General features: G+C 69.6%; 15 protein-coding genes. 4 read left to right on the forward strand and 11 right to left on the reverse strand.

Annotation, left to right across the window (positions count from 1 at the left end; all coding sequences use genetic code 11):
- The first annotated feature begins 86 nt into the window (after window positions 1-86).
- A complete protein-coding gene (locus ABT123_RS20865) occupies window positions 87-1250 on the forward strand; it encodes a LamG domain-containing protein (protein WP_351316613.1) in 1164 nt (387 codons plus the stop codon).
- On the opposite strand, the gene ABT123_RS20870 is transcribed toward ABT123_RS20865, so the two are convergent.
- A complete protein-coding gene (locus ABT123_RS20870; protein WP_351316616.1) occupies window positions 1247-1861 on the reverse strand; it encodes a M23 family metallopeptidase in 615 nt (204 codons plus the stop codon). The two genes, ABT123_RS20865 and ABT123_RS20870, sit on opposite strands and share 4 nt — an antisense overlap.
- 397 nt (window positions 1862-2258) lie before the next feature.
- Entirely contained in the window at window positions 2259-4784 is a 2526-nt protein-coding gene (locus tag ABT123_RS20875) for an ATP-dependent Clp protease ATP-binding subunit (protein WP_351316618.1), read from the reverse strand.
- 454 nt (window positions 4785-5238) lie between these two features.
- Between ABT123_RS20875 and ABT123_RS20880 the strand changes: the two genes are divergently transcribed.
- On the forward strand, window positions 5239-5850 hold the full coding sequence (locus tag ABT123_RS20880; RefSeq protein WP_351316621.1) for an SCO3374 family protein: 612 nt from the start codon (window positions 5239-5241) through the stop codon (window positions 5848-5850).
- Here ABT123_RS20880 and ABT123_RS20885 read toward each other — a convergent pair.
- From ABT123_RS20885 to ABT123_RS20910, 6 genes are all read right to left on the reverse strand, one after another.
- Window positions 5829-6167: a histone-like nucleoid-structuring protein Lsr2 gene (locus ABT123_RS20885; protein ID WP_351316624.1), complete on the reverse strand. Its 339-nt coding sequence runs from the start codon at window positions 6165-6167 to the stop codon at window positions 5829-5831. The two genes, ABT123_RS20880 and ABT123_RS20885, sit on opposite strands and share 22 nt — an antisense overlap.
- A gap of 142 nt (window positions 6168-6309) precedes the next feature.
- The gene (locus ABT123_RS20890; RefSeq protein WP_351316627.1) at window positions 6310-6858 is read right to left on the reverse strand and encodes an amino-acid N-acetyltransferase; all 549 of its coding nucleotides are present in this window, start codon (window positions 6856-6858) and stop codon (window positions 6310-6312) included.
- A gap of 9 nt (window positions 6859-6867) precedes the next feature.
- The gene (locus ABT123_RS20895; protein WP_351316936.1) at window positions 6868-7302 is read right to left on the reverse strand and encodes a BlaI/MecI/CopY family transcriptional regulator; all 435 of its coding nucleotides are present in this window, start codon (window positions 7300-7302) and stop codon (window positions 6868-6870) included.
- Window positions 7303-7394: 92 nt separating this feature from the next.
- Window positions 7395-7565, reverse strand: coding sequence for a hypothetical protein (locus ABT123_RS20900; protein WP_351316630.1), 171 nt, complete (start codon window positions 7563-7565; stop codon window positions 7395-7397).
- A gap of 14 nt (window positions 7566-7579) precedes the next feature.
- Entirely contained in the window at window positions 7580-8194 is a 615-nt protein-coding gene (locus ABT123_RS20905; RefSeq protein ID WP_351316633.1) for a hypothetical protein, read from the reverse strand.
- Between the two features lie 70 nt (window positions 8195-8264).
- Entirely contained in the window at window positions 8265-9017 is a 753-nt protein-coding gene (locus ABT123_RS20910) for a GntR family transcriptional regulator (RefSeq protein ID WP_351316636.1), read from the reverse strand.
- A gap of 111 nt (window positions 9018-9128) precedes the next feature.
- Between ABT123_RS20910 and ABT123_RS20915 the strand changes: the two genes are divergently transcribed.
- Window positions 9129-9371 carry a hypothetical protein gene (locus ABT123_RS20915; protein WP_351316639.1) on the forward strand — a complete coding sequence of 81 codons (243 nt, stop codon included), beginning with the start codon at window positions 9129-9131 and terminating at the stop codon, window positions 9369-9371.
- 4 nt (window positions 9372-9375) lie between these two features.
- Window positions 9376-9687, forward strand: a complete 312-nt coding sequence (locus ABT123_RS20920; protein ID WP_351316642.1) for a hypothetical protein — start codon at window positions 9376-9378, stop codon at window positions 9685-9687.
- Between the two features lie 508 nt (window positions 9688-10195).
- Here ABT123_RS20920 and ABT123_RS20925 read toward each other — a convergent pair.
- The 3 genes from ABT123_RS20925 to nadC form a co-directional block, all read right to left on the reverse strand.
- On the reverse strand, window positions 10196-10642 hold the full coding sequence (locus ABT123_RS20925) for a helix-turn-helix domain-containing protein (protein WP_351316645.1): 447 nt from the start codon (window positions 10640-10642) through the stop codon (window positions 10196-10198).
- Window positions 10643-11811: 1169 nt separating this feature from the next.
- A complete protein-coding gene (locus tag ABT123_RS20930; RefSeq protein WP_351316648.1) occupies window positions 11812-12621 on the reverse strand; it encodes a type III pantothenate kinase in 810 nt (269 codons plus the stop codon).
- 3 nt (window positions 12622-12624) lie between these two features.
- The gene (nadC, locus tag ABT123_RS20935; RefSeq protein WP_351316939.1) at window positions 12625-13605 is read right to left on the reverse strand and encodes a carboxylating nicotinate-nucleotide diphosphorylase; all 981 of its coding nucleotides are present in this window, start codon (window positions 13603-13605) and stop codon (window positions 12625-12627) included.
- Window positions 13606-13665 lie beyond the last annotated feature (60 nt).

The raw sequence follows: 13665 nt of genomic DNA on the forward strand, positions 1-13665 counted from the left end.
CCCACCGGGCCGCCGCGGGCCGGTCGAGTCCGGATCGGTACCGGTGGGCGTTCATCCGACAAGTCTGATGTTCTAGCATCCGTGCCATGACTGACGGTACGGATCGCACGAGCAGCCCGCAGCCCGACCCGGCGACGGGGAACGGCGGCTACGGATACCCGGCGGGGCAGACGCCCGGCGGATACGGGTATCCGCAGGCCGGGCAGCCCAACCCGTACCAGCAGCCGCAGCCCGAGCCGCAGGCCTGGGCCGCCGGGCTGCCCACGGAGGCCGCGGGGTTCCCGCAGCAGGCCGCGCCGCAGCCGGACTGGCAGCAGCAGCCGGCGGCGTTTCCGCTGCAGGCCACCGACGAGCCGGACTGGCAGGCTCTGGCGGACCGCAACGAGTCCCGGCGCGGCAAGAAGAAGGCGCTGGTCATCGGGGCCGCCGTACTGGCCGTCGTACTCGCGGCGGGCGGCGGCTGGTTCGTGTGGCAGGGCACCACGGGAGACTCTCCGGACACGCCGGACGTGGTGGCCTCGGGCTCGCCCGGCCCCTCGGGCGACCCCGGGGACAAGCCCGCGGGCGACAACGACTCGCCCACGGTGGACGGCGAGCCCAATCAGCTGCGGGACCGCAACGGCAGGCTGCACATCGCGCTCGGTTCGGACGCCGCGGTGGCCAAGCTGGACAACCGGAGCGAGGCCCGCTTCAAGGGCAGCGCCAACTCCTACGGGCAGGGCGCCGAGCCGGCCGTGGACGTCACGAAGAGCTTCACGGTCTCGGCGCGCGCGTTCAACGTGTCCGAACGGGGTTCGCGGATGGCCATCAGCCAGGGCGACGGCGTCTCGTACTCCTTCGAGCTGGGCTTCGAGGAGTCGGCCGGCAAGAAATCCTGGGTGTTCCGGGTGCAGACCGGCGACAAGGGCGCGGCCTCCACGGCGGTGCAGGCCGTCGGCGACGCCTCGAAGGGCGTCAAGGAGTGGGCGCTGCTGACCGGCACCTACGACGCCGAGAAGAAGACGATCGCCCTGTACGTGGACGACAAGCCGGCCGGCACGGCCGCGGTGCCGAACGGCATCTGGTCGGGCCCGGGCCCGGTACAGCTGGGCCGGGCCCGGCACCACGGGATCTGGAGCGGCGCCTGGATCGGTCCGCTCGACCACGTCCGGGTGTGGAACCAGGCCCTCGCCCCGGATCAGGTGGCCGCGCTGAAGAACAACAAGCTCGACCGGAAGATCAAGCCGTCGCACTCCTGGCTCATCGGTTAGATCGTCACGCCCTCGGCGCGCAGGAAGGCGACCGGGTTCACGGCGGAGCCGTAGTTCGGAGTGGTGCGGATCTCGAAGTGCAGGTGCGGACCGCTGGAGTTTCCGGTGTTGCCGGAGAGGGCGATCTGCTTGTCGGCCGCGACCTTCTGGCCGATCTTGACCTGGATCTTCGACAGGTGCGCGTACTGCGAGTACGTGTTGTTGGCGTGCTTGATCACGACCGCGTTGCCGTACGCCGGGCCGTCGCCGCCGCCGTTCGGGCCGGCCTTGACCACGGTGCCGGCCGACACGGCCTTGACCGGGGTACCGACCGGAACGGCGAAGTCCTGGCCGGAGTGCTTGCTGGTCCACATGTTGCCGCCCTTGCCGAAGGTCGCGGTGAGCGTGTAGCCCTTCACCGGCTTCTTCCAGGCCGCGGACTTCTGCGCGGTGTCGGCGGCGGGCTTCGCCTGGGCGGCGGCCTGCGCGGCGACGAGCTTGGCGGTCAGCGGGGTCTGGGGGGCCACGGCGGCGAAAGCGGTTCCGGCCGCTCCGAGGGCCAGGGCGGCACCGATACCGGTGGCGACGACGGCGGTGCGGATGCGGGTGGTACGGAAGGGCTTCGCAGACATGTGTGAGTCCTCCGAGGACGGGGTATGTGGAATGCCGGGGGAACCGGCTCATCTTTGGTAACCCGAGTCGGGCCTACTTCTCAAAGGCCGCAATTACTACGGAACCTCGTAGCAGGCACCGAGCCTTCCGCCCCTATTGACCGCCTTCTGACTGGGGTAAGGGTTCGTCCGGATACCTCATTGGATCTACGGGATGACCTAGTAGGTCCGATTTGTCCTGTGCGGCTTGTCACCGGTGGGGGGTATCGGAATGTCCGTTTCAGGACCAAAGTCCCGCCCTCGCGACCCCTGGCCGGCACACGGCTGACACACGGCTGGACAGCAAGCCGCACAGCAAAAGGGGCGGCCCCGGGACCTCTACAGGTCCCGGGGCCGCCCCTGTGGGCTGTCCGGAGCGCTACGCGCCCTTGCTCAGGTCCGGGCCGGAGCCCGTCGCCTCGATCGGGGGAACGTCCGGCAGCGCCGACTTCTCCTCGCCACGGAAGGTGAACTTGGCGGTCTCGCCCTCACCCTCCTTGCCGACGACCACGATGTGACCGGGGCGCAGCTCGCCGAAGAGGATCTTCTCCGACAGGATGTCCTCGATCTCGCGCTGGATGGTCCGGCGCAGCGGGCGGGCGCCCAGGATCGGGTCGTAGCCGCGCTTGGCGAGCAGCAGCTTGGCCTCCGCGCTGAGCTCGATGCCCATGTCGCGGTCCTTCAGCCGCTCGTCCACCTTCGCGATCATCAGGTCGACGATCTGGATGATGTCTTCCTCCGACAGCTGGTGGAAGACCACCGTGTCGTCGACGCGGTTCAGGAACTCGGGGCGGAAGTGCTGCTTCAGCTCCTCGTTGACCTTGGCCTTCATGCGCTCGTACCCGGTCTTGACGTCGCCCACGGCGGCGAAGCCCAGGTTGAAGCCCTTCGAGATGTCCCGCGTACCCAGGTTGGTCGTCATGATGATGACCGTGTTCTTGAAGTCCACGACCCGGCCCTGGGAGTCGGTCAGACGACCGTCCTCCAGGATCTGGAGAAGGGAATTGAAGATATCCGGGTGGGCCTTCTCGACCTCGTCGAAGAGGACGACGGAGAACGGCTTGCGGCGCACCTTCTCGGTGAGCTGGCCGCCCTCTTCGTAGCCCACGTATCCGGGGGGCGAACCGAAGAGACGGGAAACCGTGTGCTTCTCGCTGAACTCCGACATGTCGAGGGAGATCAGCGCGTCCTCGTCGCCGAAGAGGAATTCGGCGAGCGTCTTGGAGAGCTCGGTCTTACCGACACCGGACGGGCCGGCGAAGATGAACGAGCCACCGGGACGCTTCGGGTCCTTCAGGCCGGCCCGCGTACGGCGGATGGCCTGGGAAAGGGCCTTGATGGCGTCCTTCTGACCGATGACGCGCTTGTGCAGCTCGTCCTCCATGCGGAGCAGTCGCGAGGACTCCTCCTCGGTCAGCTTGAAGACCGGGATGCCGGTGGCGGTCGCGAGGACCTCGGCGATCAGCTCGCCGTCCACCTCGGCGACGACGTCCATGTCGCCGGCCTTCCACTCCTTCTCCCGCTTGGTCTTCGCGGCCAGCAGCTGCTTCTCCGTGTCACGGAGCGAGGCCGCCTTCTCGAAGTCCTGGGAGTCGATCGCGGACTCCTTGTCCCGGCGGACACCGGCGATCTTCTCGTCGAACTCGCGGAGGTCCGGCGGCGCGGTCATCCGGCGGATGCGCATCCGGGAGCCGGCCTCGTCGATCAGGTCGATCGCCTTGTCCGGCAGGAAGCGGTCCGAGATGTACCGGTCGGCCAGGGTGGCCGCCTGCACGAGGGCCTCGTCCGTGATGGAGACGCGGTGGTGGGCCTCGTACCGGTCGCGCAGACCCTTGAGGATCTCGATGGTGTGCGGCAGCGACGGCTCGGCGACCTGGATGGGCTGGAAGCGGCGCTCCAGGGCCGCGTCCTTCTCCAGGTGCTTGCGGTACTCGTCGAGCGTGGTGGCACCGATGGTCTGGAGCTCACCGCGGGCCAGCATCGGCTTGAGGATGCTGGCGGCGTCGATCGCGCCCTCGGCGGCACCCGCACCCACCAGGGTGTGGAGCTCGTCGATGAACAGGATGATGTCGCCGCGGGTGCGGATCTCCTTGAGGACCTTCTTCAGGCGCTCCTCGAAGTCACCGCGGTAGCGGGAGCCGGCGACGAGCGCGCCGAGGTCCAGGGTGTAGAGGTGCTTGTCCTTGAGGGTCTCGGGCACCTCGCCCTTGACGATGGCCTGGGCCAGGCCCTCGACGACGGCGGTCTTGCCGACGCCGGGCTCGCCGATCAGCACCGGGTTGTTCTTGGTCCGGCGGGAGAGCACCTGCATGACCCGCTCGATCTCCTTCTCGCGCCCGATGACCGGGTCGAGCTTGGATTCGCGGGCCGCCTGGGTGAGGTTGCGGCCGAACTGGTCCAGGACCAGCGAGGTCGAGGGGGTGCCCTCGGCCGGGCCGCCGGCCGTGGCCGACTCCTTGCCGCCGCCGGAGTAGCCCGAGAGCAGCTGGATGACCTGCTGCCGGACTCGGTTGAGGTCGGCGCCGAGCTTCACGAGGACCTGGGCGGCGACACCCTCGCCCTCGCGGATCAGGCCGAGCAGGATGTGCTCGGTGCCGATGTAGTTGTGGCCGAGCTGAAGAGCCTCACGGAGGGAAAGCTCCAGGACCTTCTTGGCGCGAGGGGTGAAGGGAATGTGGCCGGACGGGGCCTGCTGGCCCTGACCGATGATCTCCTCCACCTGCTGGCGGACCGCCTCGAGCGAAATCCCGAGGCTCTCCAGGGCCTTAGCGGCGACACCCTCACCCTCGTGGATCAGGCCCAGAAGGATGTGCTCGGTGCCGATGTAGTTGTGGTTGAGCATCCGGGCTTCTTCCTGAGCCAGGACGACAACCCGCCGCGCGCGGTCGGTGAACCTCTCGAACATCGTTAATCGCTCCTCAGAGCGGTCGGGCAGTAAGGGGGCGGTCCCCTCCCTGTCCTTCCGCATGCTAGTCCCGCGGGGCGGGACAGCTCATTCCAACTGCCGACATCCGTCCCAGGCTCACCCCCACATCTCAGCGAGGATTCCCCGTCTTGAACAGCCGACAACTGCTCCAACCCGATGGTGCGAGACGATGTTCCCGCAGGCCAGGCAGATACCCGTCACATGAGTACGCCGATGGCGAACGGGAGCCGGTCAAATCAGCGTGTCGCCCCGATCCACTAGGAATGTCTTACCCGCAAGCACTGACACTCCATGCCCCCGGCACCGGTTCCCTCCGCTAAGGGCGAACAGACCTGCGTCCCCAATGTGAGACGGAGACCCGTCCGGCCTTTACATTCCGCATTGGTCCGGGTGCGCTGCGTAACCCATGGGGTGCCCGGAGGGTTGCGCAGTCATGACACCCCAGGCCCCTGTCACCGTCCCGCTGCCGCGGAGGGCCCCGGAGGGCGCCGCGGACACCCGCCGGGACGCCGATCACGCCCGCTGGTACGAGCGGGTGCTCGGCTGGCCGGTCGCGGGCGGCCCGCCCGCGCAGCTGGTCACCGGCGAGCTGTACGACGTACTGGAGCTGCCGTCGGACGCGGGTGCCCAGGTGCTGCGCCGGCCGGTCGCCACCGGGCCGGTGGCGCTGGCGGGGGGCCTGATGCGCTTCCTGGTGGCCCCGGGCAGCGCGGAGGAGCTCCCCGGCCTGCTGGACTGGCTGGAGTGGGGCGGGGTGCCCCTGGAGCTGTCCGCCCTGGGGGCCGGCGGCCGGATCACGGCCCCCGTCCCGCCCGGTGGCCTCCCGGCGGGCCCTGACGCCCTCGTCGCGGGCGGTCACAGCCCTCGGGGGGCCGCGGTGTGGCTGCGGCCCCCCGAGTCGGGGTGCGAGGCACTGCTGCCGTCTCTGGCAGCTCCGGGGCGGTCCGCCGGGCCCGACCTGGTACGGCTGGTCGGAGCGGCGGCCACGGAATGCCTCCGGGCCCGGCTCACCGGGCTACGGCGTCAGCCCTTGGCGTTCTCGTAGGCCTCGCGGATGTCGGCGGGCACCCGGCCGCGGTCATTCACGTTGTAACCGTGGGCCTTCGCCCACGCGCGGATTTCGGCAGTGTCCGGGCTGCCGGCCGAAGCGGCGGCCCGGCCCTTGGCGCGGCCCGCGGCAGCGCGGCCACCCGTGCGGCGACCGGCCTTCACGAACTCCTCCAGCGCACCGCGGAGCTTCTCCGCGTTGGCGCTGGTGAGGTCGATCTCGTAGGTCTTGCCATCCAGCGCGAACGTGACGGTCTCGTCCGCCGTGCCACCGTCGAGGTCGTCGACAAGAAGGACCTGAACCTTCTGCGCCACCGGATTTCCTTTCATCGAAAATGCAGTACGCGGAAAGGAAACCGCTTTTGCCTGCAAAACACAAACCCCCCGGGAGAGGTTCAGGACCGCAACTGGATGGGAAACGTACGCGATTCGGACATAGGGCGTGCAAACTCATCCCTCAGAGGTGCAGAAGCATCCGGCTGTTGCCCAGGGTGTTCGGCTTCACTCGTTCGAGACCGAGGAACTCCGCGACGCCCTCGTCATAGGAACGGAGCAGCTCCGTGTAGACATCCGTGTCGACCGGAGTCTCACCGATCTCCACGAAGCCGTGCTTCGCGAAGAAGTCCACTTCGAAGGTGAGGCAGAATACCCGCTGCACACCCACCTCGCGGGCTGTGCGCAACAGTTGCTCCAGCACCCGGTGACCGACTCCGCCGCCCTTCAACTCGAGGTCGACGGCGAGCGTGCGGACTTCGGCGAGGTCCTCCCACATCACATGGAGAGCACCGCAGCCGACCACCCGGCCGTCCGTGCCGCGTTCGGCGACCCAGAACTCCTGGATGGACTCGTAAAGGGTCACGGGGGCTTTGTCGAGCAGGATCCGCTGCTGCACGTACTGGTCGAGGAGCCGGCGCAGTGCGGGAACATCACCGGTACGGGCACGCCGGATCGTCACTGCTTTTGCATTTGCACCGTTGTCCGACTGCACGGGCGAATCATCTTCCATGCCCGGACGCTATCGCCCCGGCTCCCCGCCCTGCCGCTCCGTCTCGCCGTCATGGCCGTCATCGCCGCCATCACCATCGTCATCGTCGTGCTGGACGATCCGGACGGCATCCCGGAGCGCCTCGCGCTGCTCCGCCGACATCATCCCGAAGAAGGCCACCAGGGCCGCTGCGGGGTTGTCGCTGGTGGACCAGGCCTCGTTCATCAGTGCGGCCGAGTAGGCGGCGCGGGTGGAGACCGCCGTATAGCGATAGGCGCGCCCTTCGGCCTCGCGCCGGACCCAGCCCTTCTGATGAAGGTTGTCCATGACGGTCATGACCGTCGTATACGCGATGGAGCGTTCCTGCTGGAGATCCTCCAGCACTTCCCGAACAGTGACCGGGCGGTTCCACTGCCACACCCGCGTCATGACGGCGTCTTCGAGTTCTCCCAAGGGGCGAGGCACAACAGCACGATAGTCCTGCATGTCCGCAATTGCCCGGCTATTCGCCCGACACCCTCCAAGAAAAACGGGCGCACCGCCCGTCAGCGCTATAACTACGGATTGCGCTTCTGCTGAGCCGCCTCGGCGCGGGCCACCACGGCGTCGACCGCGGCATCCTCCTTGGCCTTGTTGCTGCCGCCCTGGCTCTTCACGATCGTCACGACGAGAGCAATGAAGAACACGGCCATCACGACGGGGGGCACGAGCGCGGAAACGTAGTCCATGCCCTTTAGCGTAGCTACCCGGCGACGCAGGCAGCCGCCGGGGGCGGCGTCGGCTTGCGGCGTGGCGGGAACACCTCGCCCGGCGTGGGAATGGGCCGCTCCGGCGTCGGCTTGGGCGCCGGCACAGGCTTCCCGCCCTCCTCCTTGCCGCCCTCACCCTCGCCCTCGCCCTTGCCCTCGTCCCGGCCGCCGGCGATGGCCAGCAGCCGGGTGCGCGGTGCCGGGGCGCCGAGCCGCCGCCGGAGGGACCGCTCGGCGATCACCTGCGCCCGCTCCAGCAGCGCCGCGGCCACCGGGTTCCGGCGCAGCGCCCGCAGCGCCGCCAGATCGTCGGCCCCGGGCTCGTACCCCGCAGCGAGGGCGTCCTGCAGCAGTTCCAGGTACCCGCCCAGGCTCCCCGGCAGCGCCTCCCGGTACCGCCGGAGATCCTCCAGCAGGAAGGCTCTGAGCCGCCCGGCCTCGTCGACGGCATCATCGACGGCCTGCGCGAGCTGCAGGCAGCCCTGCACCTCGGTGGCCGTCAGGGGGCCGGCGGAGGACTGAAGGGCATGGGCGAGAGACCGTCGCAGTACGCGCAGCTCAGCAGCGCTGAACGCCATACCGCCACGGGATCCGAAGGGCGTGGGCATGGGCTGAAGATACGCGCTAATCCGACAAAATCCCCCCATATCCCCACCCCGGGCGCGGCGCGCACCGGAATCACTCGACGGGAAACTCGTAAACGATCTCCGAGCGGATGTCCGCGACCACGATGTCGGCGGTCTCCACGGGCCGCCCGGCGGCGTCGTAGTAGGTGCGCTCGATCTCGGTGATCAGGTCACCGACGCTGATCCCCAGCAGATTGGCCTGCTCCTGGCCCGCGCGGGCCGGCCGCGGCACCTCCACCACCCTGACCACCGACACCCCGATCGCCCGCATCCGCTCGACGACCCCCGCCCCGGCCAGCGGCCCCATCTCGGGCAGCGCCACCGGCGTGCGGTCGGTGAGGGCCAGCGGTTCCCAGGACTCGGAGAGCTGGACGGGCCGGCCGTCGGCCAGGAACTCGTAGCGCGTCACCACGCACGGATCGCCCGGCGCGATGCCGAGCCGGGCCGCGATGGACTCCGGCGCCGGAACCCGCGCCTCCGAGCGCGACTCCCAGCTGCCCGCCTGCCCCAGCCCCGCCACCTCGGCATGGAACGGACTCCCGGTCCGCCCCGCCCGCTGCCGCGACCGTACGAGCCGCAGCCGCTTGCGCGGGCGCCGGACGTACGTACCGGAACCGGCACGTCCCTCCAGGAACCCCTCGATGATCAGCCGCTCCATGGCGCGCTGCGCGACGCTCTGGCCGACGGAGTACTCCTGCGCGAAACGGGCCCGGGAAGGCAGCTTCGCGCCAATCGGCCATTCCCCGGCCTCGATGCGGGCGCGGAGCGCATCGGCCACCTGCAAGTACGCAGTCTCACGGGGCATTTGGGCCGTCCTGTCCCTATCTCTCCCGACGTTGACAAGCTAACCCATCAGGTCGAAGCTGAGCATTCAGCATTACGATGAGCGACCAACCGCTCACCCTGAGGGGGCCCCGTGCGTTCCGTCGAGACCCAGGCCGCGGCCCTGGCCGCCCTGCTCGCCGCCGCGACCGGCGCCGAGCCGCGGCTGGTCAGCACCGTCGACGGCATCCGGATCGAGGCGGACCTCCCCGAAGAACTCGCCCCGACGACGCACGTGGCGATCCTCGGCGCGCTTGCCCAAGGGGCTCGTTACGGCCATCTGCGCACCCACGACGGCGACACGGTGTGGGTCGAGATCGACAAGGAATCGAGGTGAACGAGTGATCACAGCCGAGTTCGTCACGAGCGCGACGGACGTCGTGACCTGCGAAGCGTGCTGGCGGGACCCGGTCCAGGCGGTACGCACCTCACCACTCGGCACATGCCGCGACCTGCTCTGCCTCTCCTGCGCGGAGCAGGGCTACCCGGTCCGCGTGGAACTCTTCCCGCCGCTGGGCGTCTACCGCCTGAGCTGGGCCAAGGTCACGATGGAAAAGCACCGCAACCCGGGCTACCCGGAACCCCCACCCAACCCGGGCCCCCCACTCCCGTCCCCTCCCCCAACCCCCACCCCAGGCCGCCCCCCGGTCTGACCACCACCAGCATTCGCACGACCCCATCGGGGCCGGATATCCGGCCCCGACTTCGCACAACCGGCCCTCTCCGCGCGCCTGGACGGCCGGCAAAGGTGATGCCGCGCCGGCAAGAACCGACATCGTGTCCGTCGGCCTTAGATCGAGAGCGCCCAGCAGGAACTCATCGGGTGTGAGCACATCGATCTCGTAGGGCCACACGGCATCGGTCTGGAAATCGCGAAGATTGAGAGTGACCACAGCATCCGCCTCGCCCCGGACAGCCGCGGCAAGGACGTGTCAGTCCTCGGGGTCATTCCGCATGGCTGGGATCAACGCCTCATATCCCGTCACCACACTGTCGGGAAACGCAGCACTCATCGCGACGACCAGACGCTTGGCCGTCGCCTCGTTCGTCCTCTTGGCGATGTTGCGCTGGAGCTCGTCCAGGATGTCAGCCGACCAGAGCGGTTAGTTTGGGATAGAGAACGCATGTATCGAGCACAACCCTCAGCACAGAGTTCCCCAGTCAGTCCTCGTAGAGCCCTGACTGCTCGGTGAGATGGACGAGTTCATCCAGCGCTGCACGACGTCGGCCTCGGCGCAGCGACTGATACTCGAGTACGTCGGTCAACAGCACCCGCCGATGGCGGCCGGGCCGCGAGTACGGGATCTCACCGCGGTCCAGGATCTTCACCAGGGTGGGCCTGCTCACGCCCAACAGATCCGCTGCTTCCTGAGTAGTCAAAGTCGTGTGCACGGGCGCAATCGTGACCGCCTTGCCTTCGGCCAACGCCTTCACCACGAGCAGCAGCGCCTCGTGCACCTCTGCAGGCAATGTTCGTGCGGATCCGTCCGGTCCCTGCAGTATCGCCGGCCTGACCGTGGAGGTAGGCCGATCCAGATAGGCGTACAGCTCCGCGATCTCGGCTCGATGCTCGGGCAGAAGAGTCCTGTCTTCGACCGTGCCACGCATGGTGCATCCCTTCGACGTTCTCCTCCACTCTCCCAGAATTCGAAAGAACCGAAACCGTCGCCCTCGGGGACTGCAGCTGATCTGTCACCCGACGGCAGGAGCGCGTAGCAATCTCTCACGGCCTTGGGCCGCCAAACCGGCCGGAGCGCGTAGCAATCTGCCGCGCCCGGGGGCTCCGCCGGGCCAACTGGGCCCCGGCTTCGAGGAATCGGAGCTCTCCGCCCGCAAGGGCGGCCGGTCGGGCGGCAGCCGCCGCCCCGCCACCCTCGCGAGCCCGCGTCTGGGACACGTCCCCCATGCCGGCCCTCCCCCGGGGGCCGCCCGACAGTCCTTGTCTTTCCGGGGCGGACGGCGGGGTCAAGGGTGAAGCGAAGCGGAATCGCGAAGCGACGCGAGCGCAGCGAGCGCCCTTGAAGCCGACGGCCGACACGGAACGACACTGGGACTGACGGGCAGCCCCCGGACACCACCTGACACCGCCCACGCGAAACCCCGCCACCCCGGCCCCCGCCCTGCAGCGGACGTGGCCCCCAGCCGGGGCCAGCGGAGGGCACCGCTCAACAGGCCAGCAGGCCCACGGGGTGCGCCCCGGAGCTCCAGCTCCGGGTCTGAACTCCGGCCCACGGAGCCGAAACACCCCGCCCGACCACCAGGCTCCGCCCGCCCAAAGCCCGCGGGGGCGGGCGGGGAACTCCGCCGCACCCCGGCCCCGAGAGGGGGGCAAAGAAGCGCGCCCGCGCTAGGAGCCCCGCACCGCGAACCCACGCAGACAAGCAGGCCCGCACTGCGGGCCACGCAGCCACAGCTCTGGCTCTGGACTCCGCCCAGCGGAGGCAAAGCAGCCCCGCCGCACGGCCGGACTCCGTCACGGCAGAGCCCGCGGGGGCGGGCGGGAAACCCCGGCCCGCCCCGGCCCCGAGAGGGGGGCAAAGAAGCGGGCCCGCGCTGCGAGCCCCGCAGCTGCGGCTCCGGGTCTGGACTCCGGCCCACGGAGCCGAAACAACCCCGCCCCACCGCCGGACTCTGCCCGCCCAGAGCCCGCAGGGGGGCGGGCGGGAAACCCCGAGAGGGGCAAAAGAGCGGGCCCCGCCAGGAGCGGGCCTCACCCACACCAAAGGCGGGTCGCGCAGCTCAAGCGCGTGACCCGCCTCTGGCCCTTCGTACATCCGTCACGTGAAGTTCGGTGCGTTCCGCTCGTACACCAGCCGGAGGCCGATCAGCGTCAGCCAGGGCTCGTGGTCGTCGATCACCGCCGACTCGCCCAGCACCATCGGCGCCAGCCCGCCCGTCGCGATGATCCGCACATCGTCCGGGTCGCCGTTCGGCCCGACCAGCTCCTTCGCCATCCGCGTGACGACCCCGTCGACCTGCCCCGCGAACCCGTACACCACACCGGACTGCATCGCTTCGACCGTCGACTTGCCGATCACGTTCCGCGGGCGCGCCAGCTCGATCTTCCGGAGCTGCGCACCCCGCACCCCCAGCGCCTCCATCGAGATCTCGATGCCGGGGGCGATGACCCCGCCCACGTACTCGCCGCGCGCCGACACCGCATCGAAGGTGGTCGCCGTCCCGAAGTCCACGACGATCGCCGGCCCGCCGTACAGCTCCACCGCCGCGCACGCGTTGATGATGCGGTCCGATCCGACCTCCTTCGGGTTGTCGGTCAGGATCGGCACGCCCGTCTTGACGCCCGGCTCGACCAGCACCGCCGGCACGTCGCCGTAGTACCGCCGCGTGACCTCGCGCAGTTCGTGCAGGACGGACGGCACCGTCGAGCAGATCGCGATCCCGTGGATCCCGTCGCCCAGCTCGCTGCCGAGCATCGGGTGCATACCCATCAGGCCCTGCATGAGCACGGCCAGTTCGTCCGCCGTGCGCCGCGGATCCGTGGAGATCCGCCAGTGCTCGATGATCTCGGGTCCGTCGAACAGCCCCAGCACGGTCTGGGAGTTGCCGACGTCGATGGTCAGCAGCATCCGTTACACCGCCTCGCGCGGCTCGCCCGAGTCGCGCAGGTCCAGGCCGATGTCCAGGATCGGCGAGGAGTGCGTCAGCCCGCCCACCGCCAGGTAGTCGACGCCCGTCTGCGCGTACGCCCGCGCGTTCTCCAGGGTCAGCCGGCCGGAGGACTCCAGGACGGCCCGCCCCTTGTTGTGCTCGCGGTTGAGGATGACGGCTTCCTCGGTGTCCATCGGGGTGAAGTTGTCGAGCAGGATCAGGTCGGCGCCCGCGTCCATGGCCTCGCGGCACTGGTGCAGGGTGTCGACCTCGACCTCGACCGGCACGTTGGGGAAGGCGGCCCGGACGGCCTTGAACGCCTGGGCGACCCCGCCCGCCGCCACCACGTGGTTGTCCTTCACCAGGGCCGCGTCCGACAGCGACATGCGGTGGTTGACGCCGCCGCCGCACCGGACCGCGTACTTCTCCAGGGAGCGCAGCCCCGGCGTGGTCTTGCGGGTGTCCCGGACCCGCGCGCCGGTGCCTTCGAGGGCGTCCGCCCACTGCCGGGTCGCCGTCGCGATGCCCGACAGCCGGCAGACGATGTTCAGCGCGCTGCGCTCGCCGGTCAGCAGATCGCGGGTGCGCCCGGTCACGGACAGCAGGACCTGCCCGGCCTCGACCCGGTCGCCGTCCTCCACATGCCGCTCGACCTCGAAGGTGTCGGTGCACACGATCGAGAACACGGCCTCGGCGATCCGCAGCCCCGCAACGACACCGGCCTCGCGCGCCGTGAAGTCGGCGGTGGCGGTGGCGTCCTCCGGCACGGTGGCGACGGTGGTGACGTCCACGCCCCCGTCCAGGTCCTCGGAGACGGCCATCTCGGCGATCGCCTCGACCTCGTACGGATCGAGGCCGGCGTCCGCCAGGAGCTGGGCGAGGGCCGGGTCGAGGCCGGACTCCTCGCCGCCGCAGGCACAGTCGTCGCCGCAGCCGCCGCCCTCGGCGTTCTGGCCGATCAGCGGAAGTTCGGCGTGCTCGAGCTCGTACTCGTGGTCGTGCTCGAGCTCGTGCTCGTGGTC

The sequence above is a fragment of the Streptomyces sp. NPDC002054 genome (genome assembly GCF_040296685.1).
Classification (GTDB): Bacteria; Actinomycetota; Actinomycetes; order Streptomycetales; family Streptomycetaceae; genus Streptomyces.

Coding starts and splice junctions, on each gene's coding strand:
- ABT123_RS20910 (WP_351316636.1), bottom strand. CDS start 9,017: ATGCCCCGTGAGACTGCGTACTTGCAGGTGGCCGATGCGCTCCGCGCC.
- ABT123_RS20905 (WP_351316633.1), bottom strand. CDS start 8,194: ATGCCCACGCCCTTCGGATCCCGTGGCGGTATGGCGTTCAGCGCTGCT.
- ABT123_RS20865 (WP_351316613.1), top strand. CDS start 87: ATGACTGACGGTACGGATCGCACGAGCAGCCCGCAGCCCGACCCGGCG.
- ABT123_RS20930 (WP_351316648.1), bottom strand. CDS start 12,621: ATGCTGCTGACCATCGACGTCGGCAACTCCCAGACCGTGCTGGGGCTG.
- ABT123_RS20875 (WP_351316618.1), bottom strand. CDS start 4,784: ATGTTCGAGAGGTTCACCGACCGCGCGCGGCGGGTTGTCGTCCTGGCT.
- ABT123_RS20890 (WP_351316627.1), bottom strand. CDS start 6,858: ATGGAAGATGATTCGCCCGTGCAGTCGGACAACGGTGCAAATGCAAAA.
- ABT123_RS20925 (WP_351316645.1), bottom strand. CDS start 10,642: ATGCGTGGCACGGTCGAAGACAGGACTCTTCTGCCCGAGCATCGAGCC.
- ABT123_RS20880 (WP_351316621.1), top strand. CDS start 5,239: ATGACACCCCAGGCCCCTGTCACCGTCCCGCTGCCGCGGAGGGCCCCG.
- ABT123_RS20900 (WP_351316630.1), bottom strand. CDS start 7,565: ATGGACTACGTTTCCGCGCTCGTGCCCCCCGTCGTGATGGCCGTGTTC.
- ABT123_RS20870 (WP_351316616.1), bottom strand. CDS start 1,861: ATGTCTGCGAAGCCCTTCCGTACCACCCGCATCCGCACCGCCGTCGTC.